The sequence below is a fragment of the Citrobacter sp. RHB35-C21 genome, from assembly GCF_013816515.1.
GTDB classification, from domain to species: domain Bacteria; phylum Pseudomonadota; class Gammaproteobacteria; order Enterobacterales; family Enterobacteriaceae; genus Citrobacter; species Citrobacter braakii.
This window is the reverse complement of the sequence record NZ_CP057148.1, coordinates 215,269-230,159: the sequence shown is the minus strand read 5'-3', so window position 1 is coordinate 230,159 and position 14,891 is coordinate 215,269. Positions and strand designations below refer to the sequence as shown.

Annotated in this window: 18 protein-coding genes; all 18 read right to left on the bottom strand. The window is 47.3% G+C overall.

The window, feature by feature from the left end; genetic code table 11:
• Window positions 1–108: 108 nt before the first annotated feature.
• The 18 genes from HVZ39_RS26265 to HVZ39_RS26180 all read right to left on the bottom strand — a co-directional run bounded on the left by HVZ39_RS26265 (window position 109) and on the right by HVZ39_RS26180 (window position 14,756).
• Entirely contained in the window at window positions 109–1,284 is a 1,176-nt protein-coding gene (locus HVZ39_RS26265; RefSeq protein WP_007372318.1) for a ParB/RepB/Spo0J family partition protein, read from the bottom strand.
• Between the two features lie 158 nt (window positions 1,285–1,442).
• Entirely contained in the window at window positions 1,443–2,129 is a 687-nt protein-coding gene (locus HVZ39_RS26260) for a hypothetical protein (RefSeq protein WP_016241554.1), read from the bottom strand.
• Window positions 2,130–2,149: 20 nt separating this feature from the next.
• Window positions 2,150–2,899 carry a hypothetical protein gene (locus HVZ39_RS26255; RefSeq protein ID WP_007372317.1) on the bottom strand — a complete coding sequence of 250 codons (750 nt, stop codon included), beginning with the start codon at window positions 2,897–2,899 and terminating at the stop codon, window positions 2,150–2,152.
• Window position 2,900: 1 nt separating this feature from the next.
• Window positions 2,901–3,218, bottom strand: coding sequence for a hypothetical protein (locus HVZ39_RS26250; protein ID WP_007372316.1), 318 nt, complete (start codon window positions 3,216–3,218; stop codon window positions 2,901–2,903).
• A 41-nt stretch (window positions 3,219–3,259) separates the two neighbouring features.
• Window positions 3,260–3,433 carry a hypothetical protein gene (locus HVZ39_RS26245; protein WP_009653096.1) on the bottom strand — a complete coding sequence of 58 codons (174 nt, stop codon included), beginning with the start codon at window positions 3,431–3,433 and terminating at the stop codon, window positions 3,260–3,262.
• 426 nt (window positions 3,434–3,859) lie between these two features.
• On the bottom strand, window positions 3,860–5,491 hold the full coding sequence (locus HVZ39_RS26240) for an ATP-binding protein (RefSeq protein ID WP_008786582.1): 1,632 nt from the start codon (window positions 5,489–5,491) through the stop codon (window positions 3,860–3,862).
• A gap of 40 nt (window positions 5,492–5,531) precedes the next feature.
• A complete protein-coding gene (locus HVZ39_RS26235) occupies window positions 5,532–6,017 on the bottom strand; it encodes a hypothetical protein (RefSeq protein ID WP_172745723.1) in 486 nt (161 codons plus the stop codon).
• A gap of 39 nt (window positions 6,018–6,056) precedes the next feature.
• A complete protein-coding gene (locus tag HVZ39_RS26230; protein ID WP_007372313.1) occupies window positions 6,057–7,061 on the bottom strand; it encodes a ParB family protein in 1,005 nt (334 codons plus the stop codon).
• Window positions 7,058–8,311, bottom strand: coding sequence for a ParA family protein (locus HVZ39_RS26225; RefSeq protein WP_007372312.1), 1,254 nt, complete (start codon window positions 8,309–8,311; stop codon window positions 7,058–7,060). The genes HVZ39_RS26230 and HVZ39_RS26225 overlap by 4 nt, the downstream gene beginning before the upstream one ends.
• A 663-nt stretch (window positions 8,312–8,974) precedes the next feature.
• A complete protein-coding gene (locus tag HVZ39_RS26220) occupies window positions 8,975–9,244 on the bottom strand; it encodes a hypothetical protein (RefSeq protein WP_008786584.1) in 270 nt (89 codons plus the stop codon).
• A gap of 46 nt (window positions 9,245–9,290) precedes the next feature.
• Window positions 9,291–9,812: a hypothetical protein gene (locus HVZ39_RS26215; RefSeq protein ID WP_007372310.1), complete on the bottom strand. Its 522-nt coding sequence runs from the start codon at window positions 9,810–9,812 to the stop codon at window positions 9,291–9,293.
• Window positions 9,813–10,267: 455 nt separating this feature from the next.
• Window positions 10,268–10,519, bottom strand: a complete 252-nt coding sequence (locus tag HVZ39_RS26210) for a hypothetical protein (protein WP_024196080.1) — start codon at window positions 10,517–10,519, stop codon at window positions 10,268–10,270.
• A 487-nt stretch (window positions 10,520–11,006) separates the two neighbouring features.
• Window positions 11,007–11,783: an HNH endonuclease signature motif containing protein gene (locus HVZ39_RS26205; RefSeq protein ID WP_249419404.1), complete on the bottom strand. Its 777-nt coding sequence runs from the start codon at window positions 11,781–11,783 to the stop codon at window positions 11,007–11,009.
• Between the two features lie 567 nt (window positions 11,784–12,350).
• Complete coding sequence (locus HVZ39_RS26200) at window positions 12,351–12,515, bottom strand: hypothetical protein (protein WP_007372306.1); 165 nt, start codon at window positions 12,513–12,515, stop codon at window positions 12,351–12,353.
• Window positions 12,516–12,801: 286 nt separating this feature from the next.
• Window positions 12,802–13,245, bottom strand: coding sequence for a hypothetical protein (locus tag HVZ39_RS26195; protein WP_007372305.1), 444 nt, complete (start codon window positions 13,243–13,245; stop codon window positions 12,802–12,804).
• 59 nt (window positions 13,246–13,304) lie between these two features.
• Window positions 13,305–13,583 carry a hypothetical protein gene (locus HVZ39_RS26190; protein ID WP_007372304.1) on the bottom strand — a complete coding sequence of 93 codons (279 nt, stop codon included), beginning with the start codon at window positions 13,581–13,583 and terminating at the stop codon, window positions 13,305–13,307.
• A complete protein-coding gene (locus tag HVZ39_RS26185; protein WP_007372303.1) occupies window positions 13,555–14,397 on the bottom strand; it encodes a hypothetical protein in 843 nt (280 codons plus the stop codon). The genes HVZ39_RS26190 and HVZ39_RS26185 overlap by 29 nt, the downstream gene beginning before the upstream one ends.
• A 41-nt stretch (window positions 14,398–14,438) precedes the next feature.
• Window positions 14,439–14,756, bottom strand: coding sequence for a hypothetical protein (locus HVZ39_RS26180; RefSeq protein ID WP_007372302.1), 318 nt, complete (start codon window positions 14,754–14,756; stop codon window positions 14,439–14,441).
• Window positions 14,757–14,891 lie beyond the last annotated feature (135 nt).

The following is a 14,891-nucleotide window of genomic DNA, read 5'->3' as shown; positions in this document are numbered from 1 at the left end:
AGACAGCAAAATGCGGCCATTTATATGTGCAAAAATATGAGCCGGTTTATCCGGCCCATCAGAATGAAAAGGAATTTTATGCAGGTCTGTTAAAGACCTGCTGGGAGGTTAGTACACCGGGTGCAGCTGAGTCTCTTCAGTTTCACCATTCTGCTGGTTAGCGCCATCGGTATCGGCATCAGTCGCATCGTCAGCACCGCCGTTGTTTTCAGCACTATCACCGTCGTTGTCACCATTAGCTTCAGCATCTTCTGCCTGTTTTGCTGATTCCAGTTCAGCCAGGGTAGCCATCAGAGTACGGGCCATTTCAGGAGTCAGGCGTAAGACGACTTCTTCCGGCACGGTTTCCGTAATTTCGATCTGATTTTCATGCTCACCTTCCGGCTGCGGCGGGATCTGGTCGCGCAGCTGGCTCAGGGTTGGCAACAGGCTGTCGAAGGTTTTACGGATAACTTTCGGTTTCAGGCCAGTCTTTTTCTTGGAACTCACGAATTTGGCAGTGACGCGGGTTTTCCCAGCTCCTTCTGCCTTTTTCAGGGATTCCATCAGGACTTCATACGGGTCGCGGTCAGTACCCTGACATTCGTTAATAACGTCAACGGCAACGTCACCAGATACCTTATCTTCTTTCACCAGCATCTTGATGCTGAAGTCAGCGTTTGCCAGCACGATACTGCGGCGAACGGTGACCAGAGAGACACCCAGACGCTGAGCAATCGACTCAATGGTGTGACCCCAGCCAATCAGGCGCTTGAAGCCTTCAGCGCGTTCCACCATCTTCAACTGAAGGGAGTTGGCGCTCTCGATCATGTTGTAGACTTCTTCGTCCTTGCCGCCTTCAAATTCCTCGACGGTGATTTTCTGGAAGCTCGCGCCCTCAGCAATCGCCATCATCAGGCCAGCAAAACGGTGGTGGCCATCAATGATTTTCAGGCGGGTTACGCCTTCCACTACTACTGGTTTAACGCGGATGACAGGCACTGACTGAGGACGTTCCAGATAAGCGTGTTTGAACATTACCGCACGGTCATAATTTACGTCGCGGAGGTTCAGTCCCTCTTCCACAAACAACCAGTACGGGCTCACCGCAAAGACGTTGTTACGCCCGATATCGGCTTCTTCGAACTGTTCCGTATTGCCGCTTTTACGCGCTTTGGTTACGAAATCGCTCAGTGCTCGGAGTGATGATGGCGCTTTGTCTAAGCTGCGCATCAGTACCGCAGCGCCTTCCAGATTTTCCAGGGTACGGCTTTGTTCGAAGATAGCTTTAACGTCGGTGTTCATGGTGTTTCTCCGCTTTAGTTATTGTGTCGCGAGGTTCGTTGCTTGCTGTAAATCCAGTTAAACACACACCAAACAGGTGACGAAGCGTATTTGGGGACAAAATGTCTCTTTTTTTTCGGGTACATAAAAAAGCCCTGTAATCCAGTGATTACAAGGCCTTAGCTCGTAATGATGACATCAAGATGGCGACGTTTTTCGATTTTGACCGCATTTTTCATCAAAATTGTCATCACTTCATTTAGTTTTGAACTCTCCCCTTCCTCATATGAACCCCAAGGTAGGAATGGAGTAGGACTATTGATATTGAATGCAACGCCCGTAGGGCATCGCCATGCAGTTGGCTTCTTTGAGTCAGGTTCCCATTTCACCAGGAGTATTGGCGCGTTACAGTCGATGTCATCGATGGCTGGTATAGCCTCATATAAAAACACTCCCGCATCATCCCCACTGAAGAAAGCTAGATGCTTATACGCGCTGGCAAAAGAGACTACGCCCGCGAAAAGGCCCACAACGATGAGGTTAAGGTTCGATGTTTTGTGACGGATACGTTTTTGCTTCAGGCGAACCATTGTCAGGGCTGACAAGAAGATAGCCACCAGCCCCCCGGCTCCTGCGAACCAAACGGAATTGATTTGCAGGAAGGAAATCAAATCACGATGCTCTCTCTGGTTTTCTTCAAGCATCAACGACACAAAAGTTGTTGTTACTGGCATTGATATCAGGAATATCGTGATCATCACTATTGCAAAAGTCTGTATGGAATAGCGGTCTCTATTTTCCTCTATAACAGAATTAAAGGATAACAGATAAACAAATGTAAATAATAAAATGGAAAGAAGGTACATTGGTTATGCCTTTTTTTGGGTTATCGCTGAATTCTTTTATTTAATTCTGTTCTGAAAAATGCATACAAGAACTGCCACCCATCACCATGAGCCGTTCTGAAATCTTTTTCAGGGAGTACCGGAAAACCAAATTTAAAATTATCTTTTCCAGTGTGGCGCTGGCAAAAGTGCGCAAGCTCATGTGCCACTACGCCTTTGATATGATCCAGTTGATTGATTGAATAAAATGCTCCGATGTCCTTACGCTGCTCTATATGTGCGTACTCATGGTAGCGATAGCGCGGTGTATCACTGTCAGGATAAATGGACGATGGTGAAATAGTGATTGAGCTCCTGCCGCCCCATGAATGTTTGGCACTCCAGTTGACCCGAACTTCAGGCGCAGGGCCGGTGAAACCATATGCCTGTCTATAGAGGTGCAGAAGATACCCTGAATACAGAAAAACAACTTTCTCCGCCGTCATAACGCGAGAAACGCCATAGCGAGCAACTGCCCTATCTCTGGCTGTCAGAACGGGGGTTTTTACCCGTGGGGAGAATAATTTTGTTGGGCTGAATAGCCAGACTTCTGAATCGTCATCAGGCATATCCAGTATCACCTGAATTTCTTCAGGCGACCCAACTCGTTGATGCCACCTTTCAAGATTATCGCCCACTTCATTCAGGCTGATTAAATCATCGGCATTCTCGTAGAATAACCAGATCAGCGTTCCTCGTGGGAGTGCTTTCTCAGCTGTAATATGTGAGAGGATAATTTGACGTGGTGTCATCTTATTCGCCACAGTTCCCGGATGCTTCTATCAGTTTTATTTTTGTTGCTTCTGCCGCCTGCATTTTTTGTTTCATCTTCTCAATGCTAGCGGTCACACGGCGGGCGCACCATTGATACGCTGCCTGACGTGATTCGAAAAACTCATAATCCGCGTGCAGGTAAACTGATGTGCCGTAGGAGACGGACATACGGTAACCCTTCGGCGTTTCATTGATGACTTCCCGTTCTTCTACACAGTTTTCAAACTCAGGGACATAATCCACGAATCGACGACGCAGAATGCAAAACAGCACCTTTATTTGGTTTTCATCAGTCATTTGTTATCCTCGTTATTCTTCTTATTTATCATCAACCTTTCTTAATTGTCGATGCTGAATACGGCGGAGCGGATTTCACGCTTGGCCTGCTGACGGGCGCGGTGTTTGCTTACACGAAGAGATCTATCGTATGCATTGTTTTTACGATAGCCACGCGAGCGGCACAGTGAACAAGTGCAGCCTTCTACTGAATAGAAAATCCCAAACGGTTTCATAAGTATCACCTTTAAGCTTGATAATAATGTTTATCATAGCTGGAGTTATTCAGGTGACGAATAGTTAAGGGGCGCGTTTTGCTTGGGTTTTTACACTATCGTTTATTGAGTCGATGAGGTCGGAAATAGAAAGGAGTTTTCTGCCAAAGAATAGTTTTCGTCTGGCTTCTATTTCGTAGCGGAAGGGTTCAATAATTTCATCTTCATGCATGATTACGAAACGATAGCCGTTATTAAGGAGTTTATGCAGCTTGTTTGTTTTTTTTCTTATGGGACTTAGCTTAAACATTGTTATCAACTTCTCATCATGATCACCTGAATTGTTATAACACAGTTATTTCCGACACGCTGCTGCTTTTGCTGAAGAACTCGGATTGCTTTGGGCTGGGCCAGCAGGTTGTATGCCGGGCGAACCCGGCATCGTTATCACAGGGCTTTTTCTTTTCCCTTTCGTTCTATCCCACGAAACATCGCGCATTTCCGCACAATATCCAGTGTCGGGATGCTACCACTCCCCTGCTCTTTCACGCTCATTCGCAACGTGAGCCGTAGCAACATCTTGATGTCACGTGGTGGAAGTTCTGGGTAAGTGTTTACAAGTGATCTGACCAGTTCATCAGGAATGTTCACGCCAAAGTTCTCACCCATAATCTTCCAGATCTTTTGGGCATCTGATTTCTCCGGCACATCATAGTGAATGATTGCAGCGCATCTTGGTATGATAGCCTCATCGATGTCACTACCCCGGTTGCTTGTCATGAACATCAACCCATCGAAATACTCCAGTGTACGGAGGAACTCCGCAACGATGGCATTTTGAGTCAGTGATGCTCCACGCTGCATGACAAACACATCGGCTTCGTCCAGAAGCAGGACACAGTTCCAGCGTTTAGCCCGGGTCAGAATCGTCCGCAGATTTTTCTCAATGTCATCGGCGTTGGTTCCCAGTGCGCCAGCATGAATTGAGTACAGGGGCCGTTCAATGACCTCTGCATACACTTCAGCAGTTAATGTCTTCCCAAGTCCGGGTGAGCCCACGCACATGATGATGTTACCCGCGCTTTTCCCTTCAACAATATCGCTGGTGAAAGCGCTGATATCCGTGGTCAGTATATCGAGTAAATCACGGTGGTCTTCCGGCAAAACCATCTTTTTTGGCAGTTCTTTATCATACTTGTATGGTTCTACGTTATTGGCATGTATCCAGATAAAGTCTTGCAGCGAGAGATCAAAATAACGCTGCACAGGAATTTCGGGTAAAAGGCCAAACTGGTCATCTTCAAAAAGAGGCGACTCCACTTCTGCACCGTAGGCATCGCACTCACTATCAGGCAAATCGTGTATCAGTTTATGCCCTGCTATTTCCAGATTCCGGTCGCTGTAGCTATACGATTCCATTCTGACAGCCCTGCCGGTTGCTTTAAACTGATTGCCAAATTGCCCGTCGACCACTTCCTTAAACCGCGTTAGTTGTTCCAGGTACTCTTGTTTCAGCTCATGCGTTTCATGGTAGATATCACGGTCGGCCAGTGTCTTAGCGACACTGCGCCGCGCCACCTCATTAGGCTCGAAATTCAGGGCGGTAAGCTGGGTTCCGTAAACCTTTTTGGAGTGCGAATATTCGCCGAACCCATACCAGCTGATTTGTAACAATAGTGATGGGGGACGGTCAGAGTTTTTTTCTGATTTTACTTCTTTTATTGCTGTAACAAGACCGGGGTACAGGTTGCCGTCATGACCGCGTCGGTATATCCAGCCATCAATTCGATTTGACTTCAGATACTGTAGTAACACACGACCGAATGCCGGAAAACTGCTCACAGGCTTATCGAAATCACCTTCCAGTGCAGTGATGATCGATTCAAGAGCTCGTCGATTTTTTGACTCTCCATCACCACGACATGCCTGTAAAAGTTCATTCAGATCATCCCGAGATAAACATAGCGGATCGACGGCAATCTCATCGTCAGAACTACGGTGGCTATAACGATTACGTAAAGCCTCAAATGTTGGGCTTGTGGTAGCTTTTAGTGTTTCTGTTTTTATCGTGAGTGCCATAGCCGTCCTCGTCAGTAATTTACTTTGATATGCCTTAAGTTCACATGGAAGGGGCAACTTCGAACGCATTAGGAACTCTGATCCGCGAGCCTATTTCCAGTTTAATGGTTGCCTTTACGTATTCACCCTCCTTCAGATAGGTGATGTCTTGGTTATGAAATGTTGACTTTTCATGTGTAGCCCACCATTCCATAGAGCTTGGGATTTTTAACGTTAGCCCAAGATGTTCAGTGAGATAGCATACTCCCATGTTTGAGTAGGTCTTAACGGGGTTCGGGTAGAATTGAAAGTTACCCTCTACGAGACAATCAGTACGAGGATCGATGAACGAAAGGAAAACGCTAAAAGTACCCTGACGTTTTAGCTCGGCGTAAGCCTCAAGAATCGTGAAACGCTTTAATGCGTCATTTGAAAACAGGGTTACAATTTTTTCCGAAAGCATAGCCACCTCATGAGCTGTTTTTTTCCTATTATCAACCGGTGTCTCCTCCTGACGAATAGGTTTGCGGCCAAAAAAAAACTGCACCAGGAGGTGCAGTTTCGATAATCAAGCAATGGCGAATTGTTATTTTTCGCTACTCAGTTTATCCGTAATAAATGCTTCAATTTCTGCCATGAGCTCGGTACTCATTCGGTTAAATTCAAAGCGAACTTTACGGCCTGATGCATTTTTGCTGATACGGGCGTATTTGTCCTTATTAGCAAAATTAGCCAGATCACGGGTTTCCCAACTTTTTGCAGGTGGCTTTTGATCGAGTAATTCAACCGCCTTTGTGATCTGCGCCATGACAATTTTCTGCGCTTCCGGGATGTCACTGATGTCCAGATTAGCAATTTCTTCTTTCACCCTATCAACTACATCTGCAAGAATGAAAAGGTTGCTCTCTACGTATTTCTGAAGTTTGGACAACCGGCTGTAGAAGGAGTTTGGTATACCTTCATAATCCGGGAACAGAGCTATCAACGAACCGTCAATACGCGCCGCCTGAATACGTTTAAAGACTGACACATGGCTTATGCCAAGAAAGAGGGCAAGCTCTTCATTTTTGGTGAATCCTTTTTCCTGCATTAGTTCCAGATACTGAAGCCCAACCTCTCGGTATGAGAATCGGCGTGATGTTTGTGCAGCGGTAATAATCGCCTTGATGTCCTCAGCTGATAGATCATCTGGTAGCACCCATAAAGGCAGATCTTTTTGAGCCGCAATACAGCAAAAACGTCTGCGGCTACCTTCAATAAGCAGGTACACGCCATCACGTTTAACGGCAACACCTTCAGTATCAACACCCCTTGACTCAATTTGTTGCAGGATATCTCGTACTGCGTTTGTGGTAAGCGCTTCCTGATTTCGCGGGTTCATTGGGTGAACGGCGGTCTCAGTAGCGACATTTTCAGCTGCTACAGTGACGTGCTCAGCTTCAAGTTTTCGCCCGTTATGAAGGGTAAAGAGTTTCTTAATGCGAGGGGGACTCTTAAGGTTAGCTAACCCGGAACGGTGGCCTACATCGGTTCGCTTTGGCGTATTTAGATAACGCGATTTATCGTTTCCGATATGCTGTTCATCACTCATGCGTTAACTCCTTCCTTCGCTGAAAAACTCTTTATCTCATTAATAAACTGTTGATATACGGACATTACGGATTCTTCGGCAATATCCAGCTGCTTTGGTGAACATAACTCTTCAGATTTCTTAATATCGAGAACCGACCTACCCCGTGACGCAGCTGCTTTGAATGCTTCAGAGTTTTTGATATTGGTTGCCATAAACAGGTCTTGAACGGTTCGAATTAACTTATCGAGGACTATTTTTTCGTATGGGCTTTTATCATCGACGTTAACGGCCAGTACTTTAAACCATTTAATATTTTCACCTTTATTGGGAGACTGACGGAATCGCTCACTGATCGTCAGCATAAAATCAGTTGTGGATGCATAGTCGTATTCTCGCGGAGAAACTGCGACAAGAATACCGTCAGCGGCCTCATCAGCGGCCCAGATAATTGGCGAGTCTTCTGGAGGGGTATCGAAGATAATAAGGTCATACTTAGCTTTCAGGACTGGCATTATCACTTCTTTGAATCGTAGCAACAACTGAGTGCGCTCTTCTTTACTGCACTGCCAGTATTTATCTTTGAATCTCGCATCGGTTGGGAACGCAGTAATTACATCAAGATTTGGCAGATGGGTTGAGAACGGCATATTCTCAATGATTTCAGCCTCAGAGTAACCCATGTCGAGGTATTTTTTATATTCAGAACCTTCTTCATACACGCCCAGGATTGCGTCGATTGCAGTCAGGAATACGTCGTCTTCAGATACGCTTTGAATCATACCGCTACCAATAGAGCCTTGCGGATCCCATTCAATTACTAAAACTCTGGCATTCAACTGGAGATCAAGTGCTGCTGCTACAGCCAGAGCCACTGAGGTCGTGCTTTTTCCTGTCCCACCTTTATGATTCTGAACAATGATTGTTCGGCTCTGGTAGTAATCTCTATAGCGCGGATAACCCAGGGCATCCATAATATTCTGGACATCCCAGCGGGTATAAAGGTGGTTTTTGTTCTGATAAATAGGTTGACCCACCAGCCTTTTTTCTTCGAGATCAGCGAGAATTTTATTGAAGGTAACTCGAGATTTTCCAAAGAAGTCGGAGAGATTTTTTTTATTCAGGCAGTGGTTATAGATAAGGCGATCTACCCCCTCCACACTGTCATCTGATACAGATACCCGGGAAGAAGCCAGTAACGATTCTTTCAATGAAATTTGTTCGGACTTCATGCGTTGCCCGACAAGGGCAATTTTATCTATTAGATTCATTCTCGTCATACCCTCAAACCTGAATTATGAATTTAAACGCATATGCGTATACTTTACGTATAATGCGTAAAATGACGCTCTATGCGTATAATTGTAACGGCAATAAGATTGAGACGCTAACATTCTATTTTGTTTTTTCTTCATTTTGCGATCTCGAAATGCAGTTCAATGACACATCATCTTTCTCTTCTGGCGATTAAGGGGGTTAAGTAATCCACGGGGCGGGCAGAACCCGGAGAGACTGACTGGCGATTAAGGGGGTTAAGTAACCCACGGGTCGGGCAGAACCCGGAGATGCTGGCTGGCGATTAAGGGGGTTAAGTGACCCACTGTACGGGCAGAAACCGGAGAGGCTGGCTGGCGATTAAGGGGGTTAAGTGACCCACTGTACGGGCAGAAACCGGAGAGGCTGGCTGGCGATTAAGGGGGTTAAGTGACCCACGGTACGGGCAGAACCCGGAGAGGCTGACTGGCGATTAAGGGTGTTAAGTAATCCACGGGTCGGGCAGAACCCGGAGATGCTGGCTGGCGATTAAGGGGGTTAAGTGACTTAGCGCTGGAGGATACGCCCTGCAACTATTGGTAAATGAATGACAAGGTTTCCCGTAAGACCCATCAAATAAAAAAGCCTCTGAAGTAGAGGCTCTTGGGTATTCGATATAGTTAGGCTAATTCGTCCGGGTCGTTGATGGCACTAACGAAGAACTCCGTGCGGTAATCATTCCCCCATCCCAACCAGACAGAAGGTGAACCCTCCTTTGCCAACGAACGGTCACCCGTCATGCTGTCCGCTTGGACAGGAACTGTCACGCATTCTTTAATAGTATCGGCCTCGGCAACCAGTCCAGTACTCTGGGTTTCAAATCCGGCAATTACGACAACAGCATCAGGGTCGTGTAGCTGAAGCTGGGCGATAAGCTCTTTAACTTTCATAGTGATCCTCTGCGCTAGAATTATCCAATTCTACCACGCTTGATGGTCAGGCGTATAAGTGCTTACTGTACAGCTCGAAAGCTTCATCATGTTCCAAATCGTCCAGGATAACGATATCAGGGCCATGTTCTTTTTTGATTTGTGCGATGTATGAAGCGTATTGAGCCTGGCTTTTGTAGCCCACTGTCCAAAGTCTACCTTCGCGTAAGACGCAGATTTTCTTGCGGTAAACCTTCTTGAAACTTGATTTAGTTTTCCGGTTACGCTCCTCGTCACTGACAAGCTGGTCGATTACTTCAATCAGGTTTGAGTCTATGAGAAATGGCTTGCCATTGTGTTCGCCAAGGCAGATTGGCAGAAGACCCTTCGCATATGATTCGGCCTGGCGGAACAGCTCTTTTTTTCCTGGTTCGAACAGTACGCGAGTTTCGCCACCATGCCCATCATTATCAGCTGTACCTATGCTCAGCCCGTCGAAGAGGACAGTAGCGTTAAAGCAGACTGTTTCCTGGCTCATGCCAGTATAGATTTTGAGGCCTTTCAATTTGATTCTTGTCTGAGTGTTCATTGTGTGTTCCCCGCTTTCTAATTGTGATTCTATTTTCAATCACCTTGAGCAGGTGACGAAGTGATACGGAGAAATAATTGTTGGGTCGCCTGATAGCCGGGCTGGTGGCAGCCGCAACCCTTAGTCAGTACTTCGGGATCGTAGTTCCGAAAAGCCACAACAGTCTCCACAGCGTTTTGGGGGTGTTAACCCCCATACGCTTTGAGACTTTGCCCTAGCGGGCCGCGAATTCGCCTAATCGCCCCGTGAGGGCTCTATTCGAATTTACATGTCGTGCCTGCTTCGCTTGAGAGCGAAGCTTTTGGACGGCGATTGCCCGCGTGGCGGGCAGACATTTTTACGTGCGCATTGCGCACGATTTTCTTCGGTTACATTACAGGGCTGGCTGGGGATTGGCTTATTGCAATATTCTACAACGAAGCTGGGAACGGCTGGCTGGAACGCGAAGATTTAAATCATACTCTATATCGACTGATATCAACGACGGTATCAGCGGGGTCTGTTGCCAGCTTACAGGTCACTTGACCTTCCTGATCCAGCATCAGTGTCGCGGTTAACGGTTCATTTTGAGCATCGATTACAGTGACATTCACGCGTAACCGTGTTGGAAGCATCATCAGAATTCGCGTAGGGCTCTCTGATAATGACACGTTTCTGGCTTGCAGAACCGCTAAAACACTCTTCATTAACTCTGCTTGGTCGATCATATAGTCACATGCCACTGGATGTATTGGGATGAAATCGTGCCTACCGCAGGGCTACACGAAAGATATAAATCAGTATGACATGCGGGCCGGACTCAAACCATCAATTACTGGAACCAGTCCGAAGATAGCGCTCTGGTTTTTATGCTGTTGAATTTACATAGTTGTTATTTAGTGAATTATTCGTACCTTATCATTCACTGATATCACTTAAATTCAAAGTGAACAGGAGAGGATTGGATTAAAAGTCCATAAAATGTGAATTAAAAGTGCGCTAGGAAATGCGATAAACTGATTGATTTGTTTTGATATGGTTTTTATGTGAATTATCGGTGAGTTACTTGTGTGCTACTTATCTCCATGCTGCTATGCCTTTCCAATAAATAGATTGGATAGGGCAGGGAGATGGAAGAGGGGAGAGGGCTTACTCCGCAGGTGATTTCACTTTAAATTCAAGCCATCTTGCCCCGAGCCTGTTTTTATCCAGATTTTAGAACAACGGTTTTATACAGACCCCTTCATACTCAGGGAACTCTATACCGCTGGCGAAGTGAATCTGTAGTGTATCAGGATCAATACCCATCATGTTTGTGTCAAACAGCCTGTGGAATGTTGGTGATAGCAAAATGCCGTTACTGGCGTTATAGCAGCCTGCTACGGATGTTGGTTCAATATGTGCTGCCTCCAGCACACCGTTGAGGTGTTTGCCCGATACCGCGCACAGGCTTCCGAAATTCTTATCCACCAACTCACGGAACTGAGACTGGACATGCACATCGCGAACGCTAACCTCTCGGCGGAAGCTCGGGGAGCGCATACGGATATCTGCATGGGGGAGGTGACCGCGTGGTAATGGCAATACAGCCGGTTGCTCATCCATTACTGGATTCTGCTCCTCGCAGTAGGTGTCCACGGACTCAATCAAACGGGATGTGTCATTACCAAATCGGCGAGTGAACCAGAGCCTGAAGTGAGCCAACCGTGATGCCGGAATTTTGTTACGTGCGTACTCCTGAGCATTCTCCTTTTCGATTTCAGTATTTAGTAAAGCCAGACGGGCCTGAGAAGCACGAATTTCTTCCTGGACTCTGAGATATCCTGCCAGTAGACAAACTTTGGATTCCTGATGTTCAGGCCGTCGCGGATAACCAGATCCTGTTTCAACCACGCCAAAGGCTTTGTACCGGAACATTCGGGGAAAAAGCGTTAATGCCACCCGGTTGTTACGACGAACGAGGGAACGAATCAGATTGGTTATCTTCCTCATGTTCTGAATAGTGCGGGGAGAAAAGAACGCGGCGTATTACCTCTGCTCTATCTATTCCCGACATTATCCCTCTGCGAATGACACCACGGAGGTGAGCATTATGTCTTGCCCCGCTTACTAGGCCGAACTCACGGGACAAACTGACATACTCTTTCAGGAGGTGATGCTTAGGGTCGGTAAACGCCTCTGGAGGAATCACCTGATATGCAACTGACGAAAGTATACGGAAAGTCAGTTCAGATGCTGTCCAGCCCTCACGCCGAAGCCGAATAATTGTTATAACGAGATCATCGATACCAGGCATATCCGGTTCGATATATAGGGACATCAGAGTGTCGTTCATTCCGGGAGGAAGGCTAGCAGAGTGTGACGGGTTGCTCATAGGGTAAGGTACTGATCGGACGTAGAAGAAGCGCTTATGTTACGGAATTCGCTCTGGTGGGTTTTAGCTCCAGTGGCGAACGCTGGAACTACGGGTAAAAAAATCCCCGGTTTACCGGGGAAGTTAACAACTACCTCCAGAAGGGTTGGAGGCAAAGCCGGTTGGGCGACCGGCCACAGGGAATGCTACGGCTTAATGCCGAGTACTACACCGCCATAGACCAGGTACATCACGATGGCGAACAGCATGAAGAAATGGGTTACCGGGTGCGCCAGCGCGGCTGCTGCCGCATTGCTTGCGCTGAGCTTCAGTGAGCCAAAAGAGTGATTACGAACAGCTTGTGCTTTCATGGGTCGCTCCTGATAACGGGTTACATGTTGTGGCTTCTGTATCCAGTATCTGGTGAGTGACTCAGGTGACGAAGAAAACCAGGGCATAAAAAGCCCTGTATTTTCAGAAAGATAATATCGGTTTCGTTTTGTGTTGTGCTTGCTATTCCGGGCATAAAAAAACCGCCTGGTGAACCAGACGGCTTTGGGATAAACAGGCTTTACACAGACAGGTCAGTGGATCATTTAAGTCACTTAACCCCCTTAATCGCCAGTGTATTGCCACCAGCAGTACGTGGTCTAACGCTTAAATATCGTAGCGACCTTCTTTGATTTGCTGGAGCTGTTCAGCCAGCACCTTCGCCAGTGGTTCGGCTTCTTCTTCATCATCAAGATTGTCGATGAGCGTCAGATTCGACTCACCCGCACGGCGGGCATAAACCCCATACGCTCGCTGGCCGGAGATATCGGTGACCGAAGTCTGAGAGTGATCGCAGATGATATTGCCGTGACGGTCTACCGGCCCGAAGCTGATGGCTTCATAATCCGCATCGTGGCCCAATGGTAAATCGCGCAAAACAAACAGGCGTAATGGGAGAACGTCGTACTCAGCACCACATTTTGCTGCCACATCCAGATCGTTAATTTCACGGAGAAAATCTTTCGCTACCACCGAGTCAGAATGCATCCGGTAAATGGTCGATGCGGCCCAGATTGCACCAGCATAAAATTGTGATTCTTCTTTTGTCATTTAGCACCTGCTCTTATTGTCATGGGTATGCCGGTCGAACGGTATCCCCGTGCAGACCGTCAGTAAACGGTTATTTCCTTTGCGCAGCAGTCGCATTGGTATTCGTTGATACCACCAGTTGCGACCCAGTTTATTGCGCCGCAGCGGCAACTCAACAGCTGGCGCATACCAGGAGCAAGTGCCCGCTCTGAAAACGACTCAACCGGGACTTCGCCCGGGTAGTAGTAACCTTTTATCAGCTTGCTGCGTGAATGCCCGTCAGTGTCGGTGTAATGCAGATACACCTTCCGGGTATAAATCATACCCGAGTCAGTGCCGAACTGCGTTTTCAGAAGCATACATATCCTCCAGACGCTGAATACATTGTTGTGCGGCCTTATCAAGTAGTTCAGCCGTGGGTTCATCATAGATGCCACGTACCAGCAGACCAAATATTTCCGGGTCTACAGACAAATCGTACATGCATACGCGAACGCCAAGCGCTGTACGTAGCGCATAGACATGGCGGTTAGGCTTTCCGCCGATACCGGTGACTGACGCGACATTTTCAAAATTACCAGGGTTAACCAGGTTAATCACGGGGCACGATATACACTCAGGGATCCGCTTCAGAGCCACAGCATCCAGATACAGGCTGTGGCCCACTTTCAGGTTTTTTGGCAACGCTTGCAACGGCATGGCTTCGAGGGCCAGATTTTCTTCAAGATGCAGGTTATCCGGCAAAGTGGTAATACGGGTGTTTGACAGCATCATACTGCCAGCTACTTTCAGCGTATCCGGCAGATAGGCGATATCAGTACACATGATGTCCAGAACGCGGCCCACCGTCAGATTTTCCGGCAGATACTTAAGACGTGAAGAATTCGCCATGAGCGTACCGGTAATGGTCAGGTTGTCAGGGAGAGATTCCAGCTCAGAGTAGCTGATAAACAGATTGCGGGCCACCAGCCCGGCAGGGATGCTATGAATGCCCGACAGAATGGTCAGGGTGTTCGTCACGGTCAGATTCGCGGGAATATAGTCGCAGGGAATTGCCGGATCTTCTGGCTCAAGCGTAAACCCGACACGAAGATCGCCTTCAACGATGATTCGTCCGTCCTGAAGGGTAAAGGCCACACCATTCGCTGCCAGTTTATCAATGAAGTCTGTCATATCGGTTTCCTTTTAATAGCCCGACGAGCCGGGCCGGAGGTTCAGAGTTTGCTGACAAAGTTCTGCTGCGTGAACAGGTACATATCGCCCTGCTCATTGAACATGCACAGATTTTCGAGGATGCGCTTTTCAATCCAGACGACCGGCTTTTCACGCATATCCTTCGCGAGCGAAAAGGTGTTTCGCAGCCGGGTAATGCGGTGCTGATCATTGATTGCCTGGTGAATTGCGGCCTTTGACGCTGCCGCCTGCTTTTTTACGTTGTTGCGGGCACACCATAATTCGCCACTAGCGGCTGATGCCCGCGCTGCTGGCTGACGTGAGGAGTCCAGTTGGTCATAACGTAAGAGATTCGGCATGATGCCCCCTGTCATAGTTTTGTCGTTATTGACCTATTATCTGGCAGGTGGGGCTGGTGACGAAGGGCGCTGAGGTTGTCTGATGGTTAAAAGATTGCCGTTAGTGTTCCATATGGTATAATTGAATTACCAAAT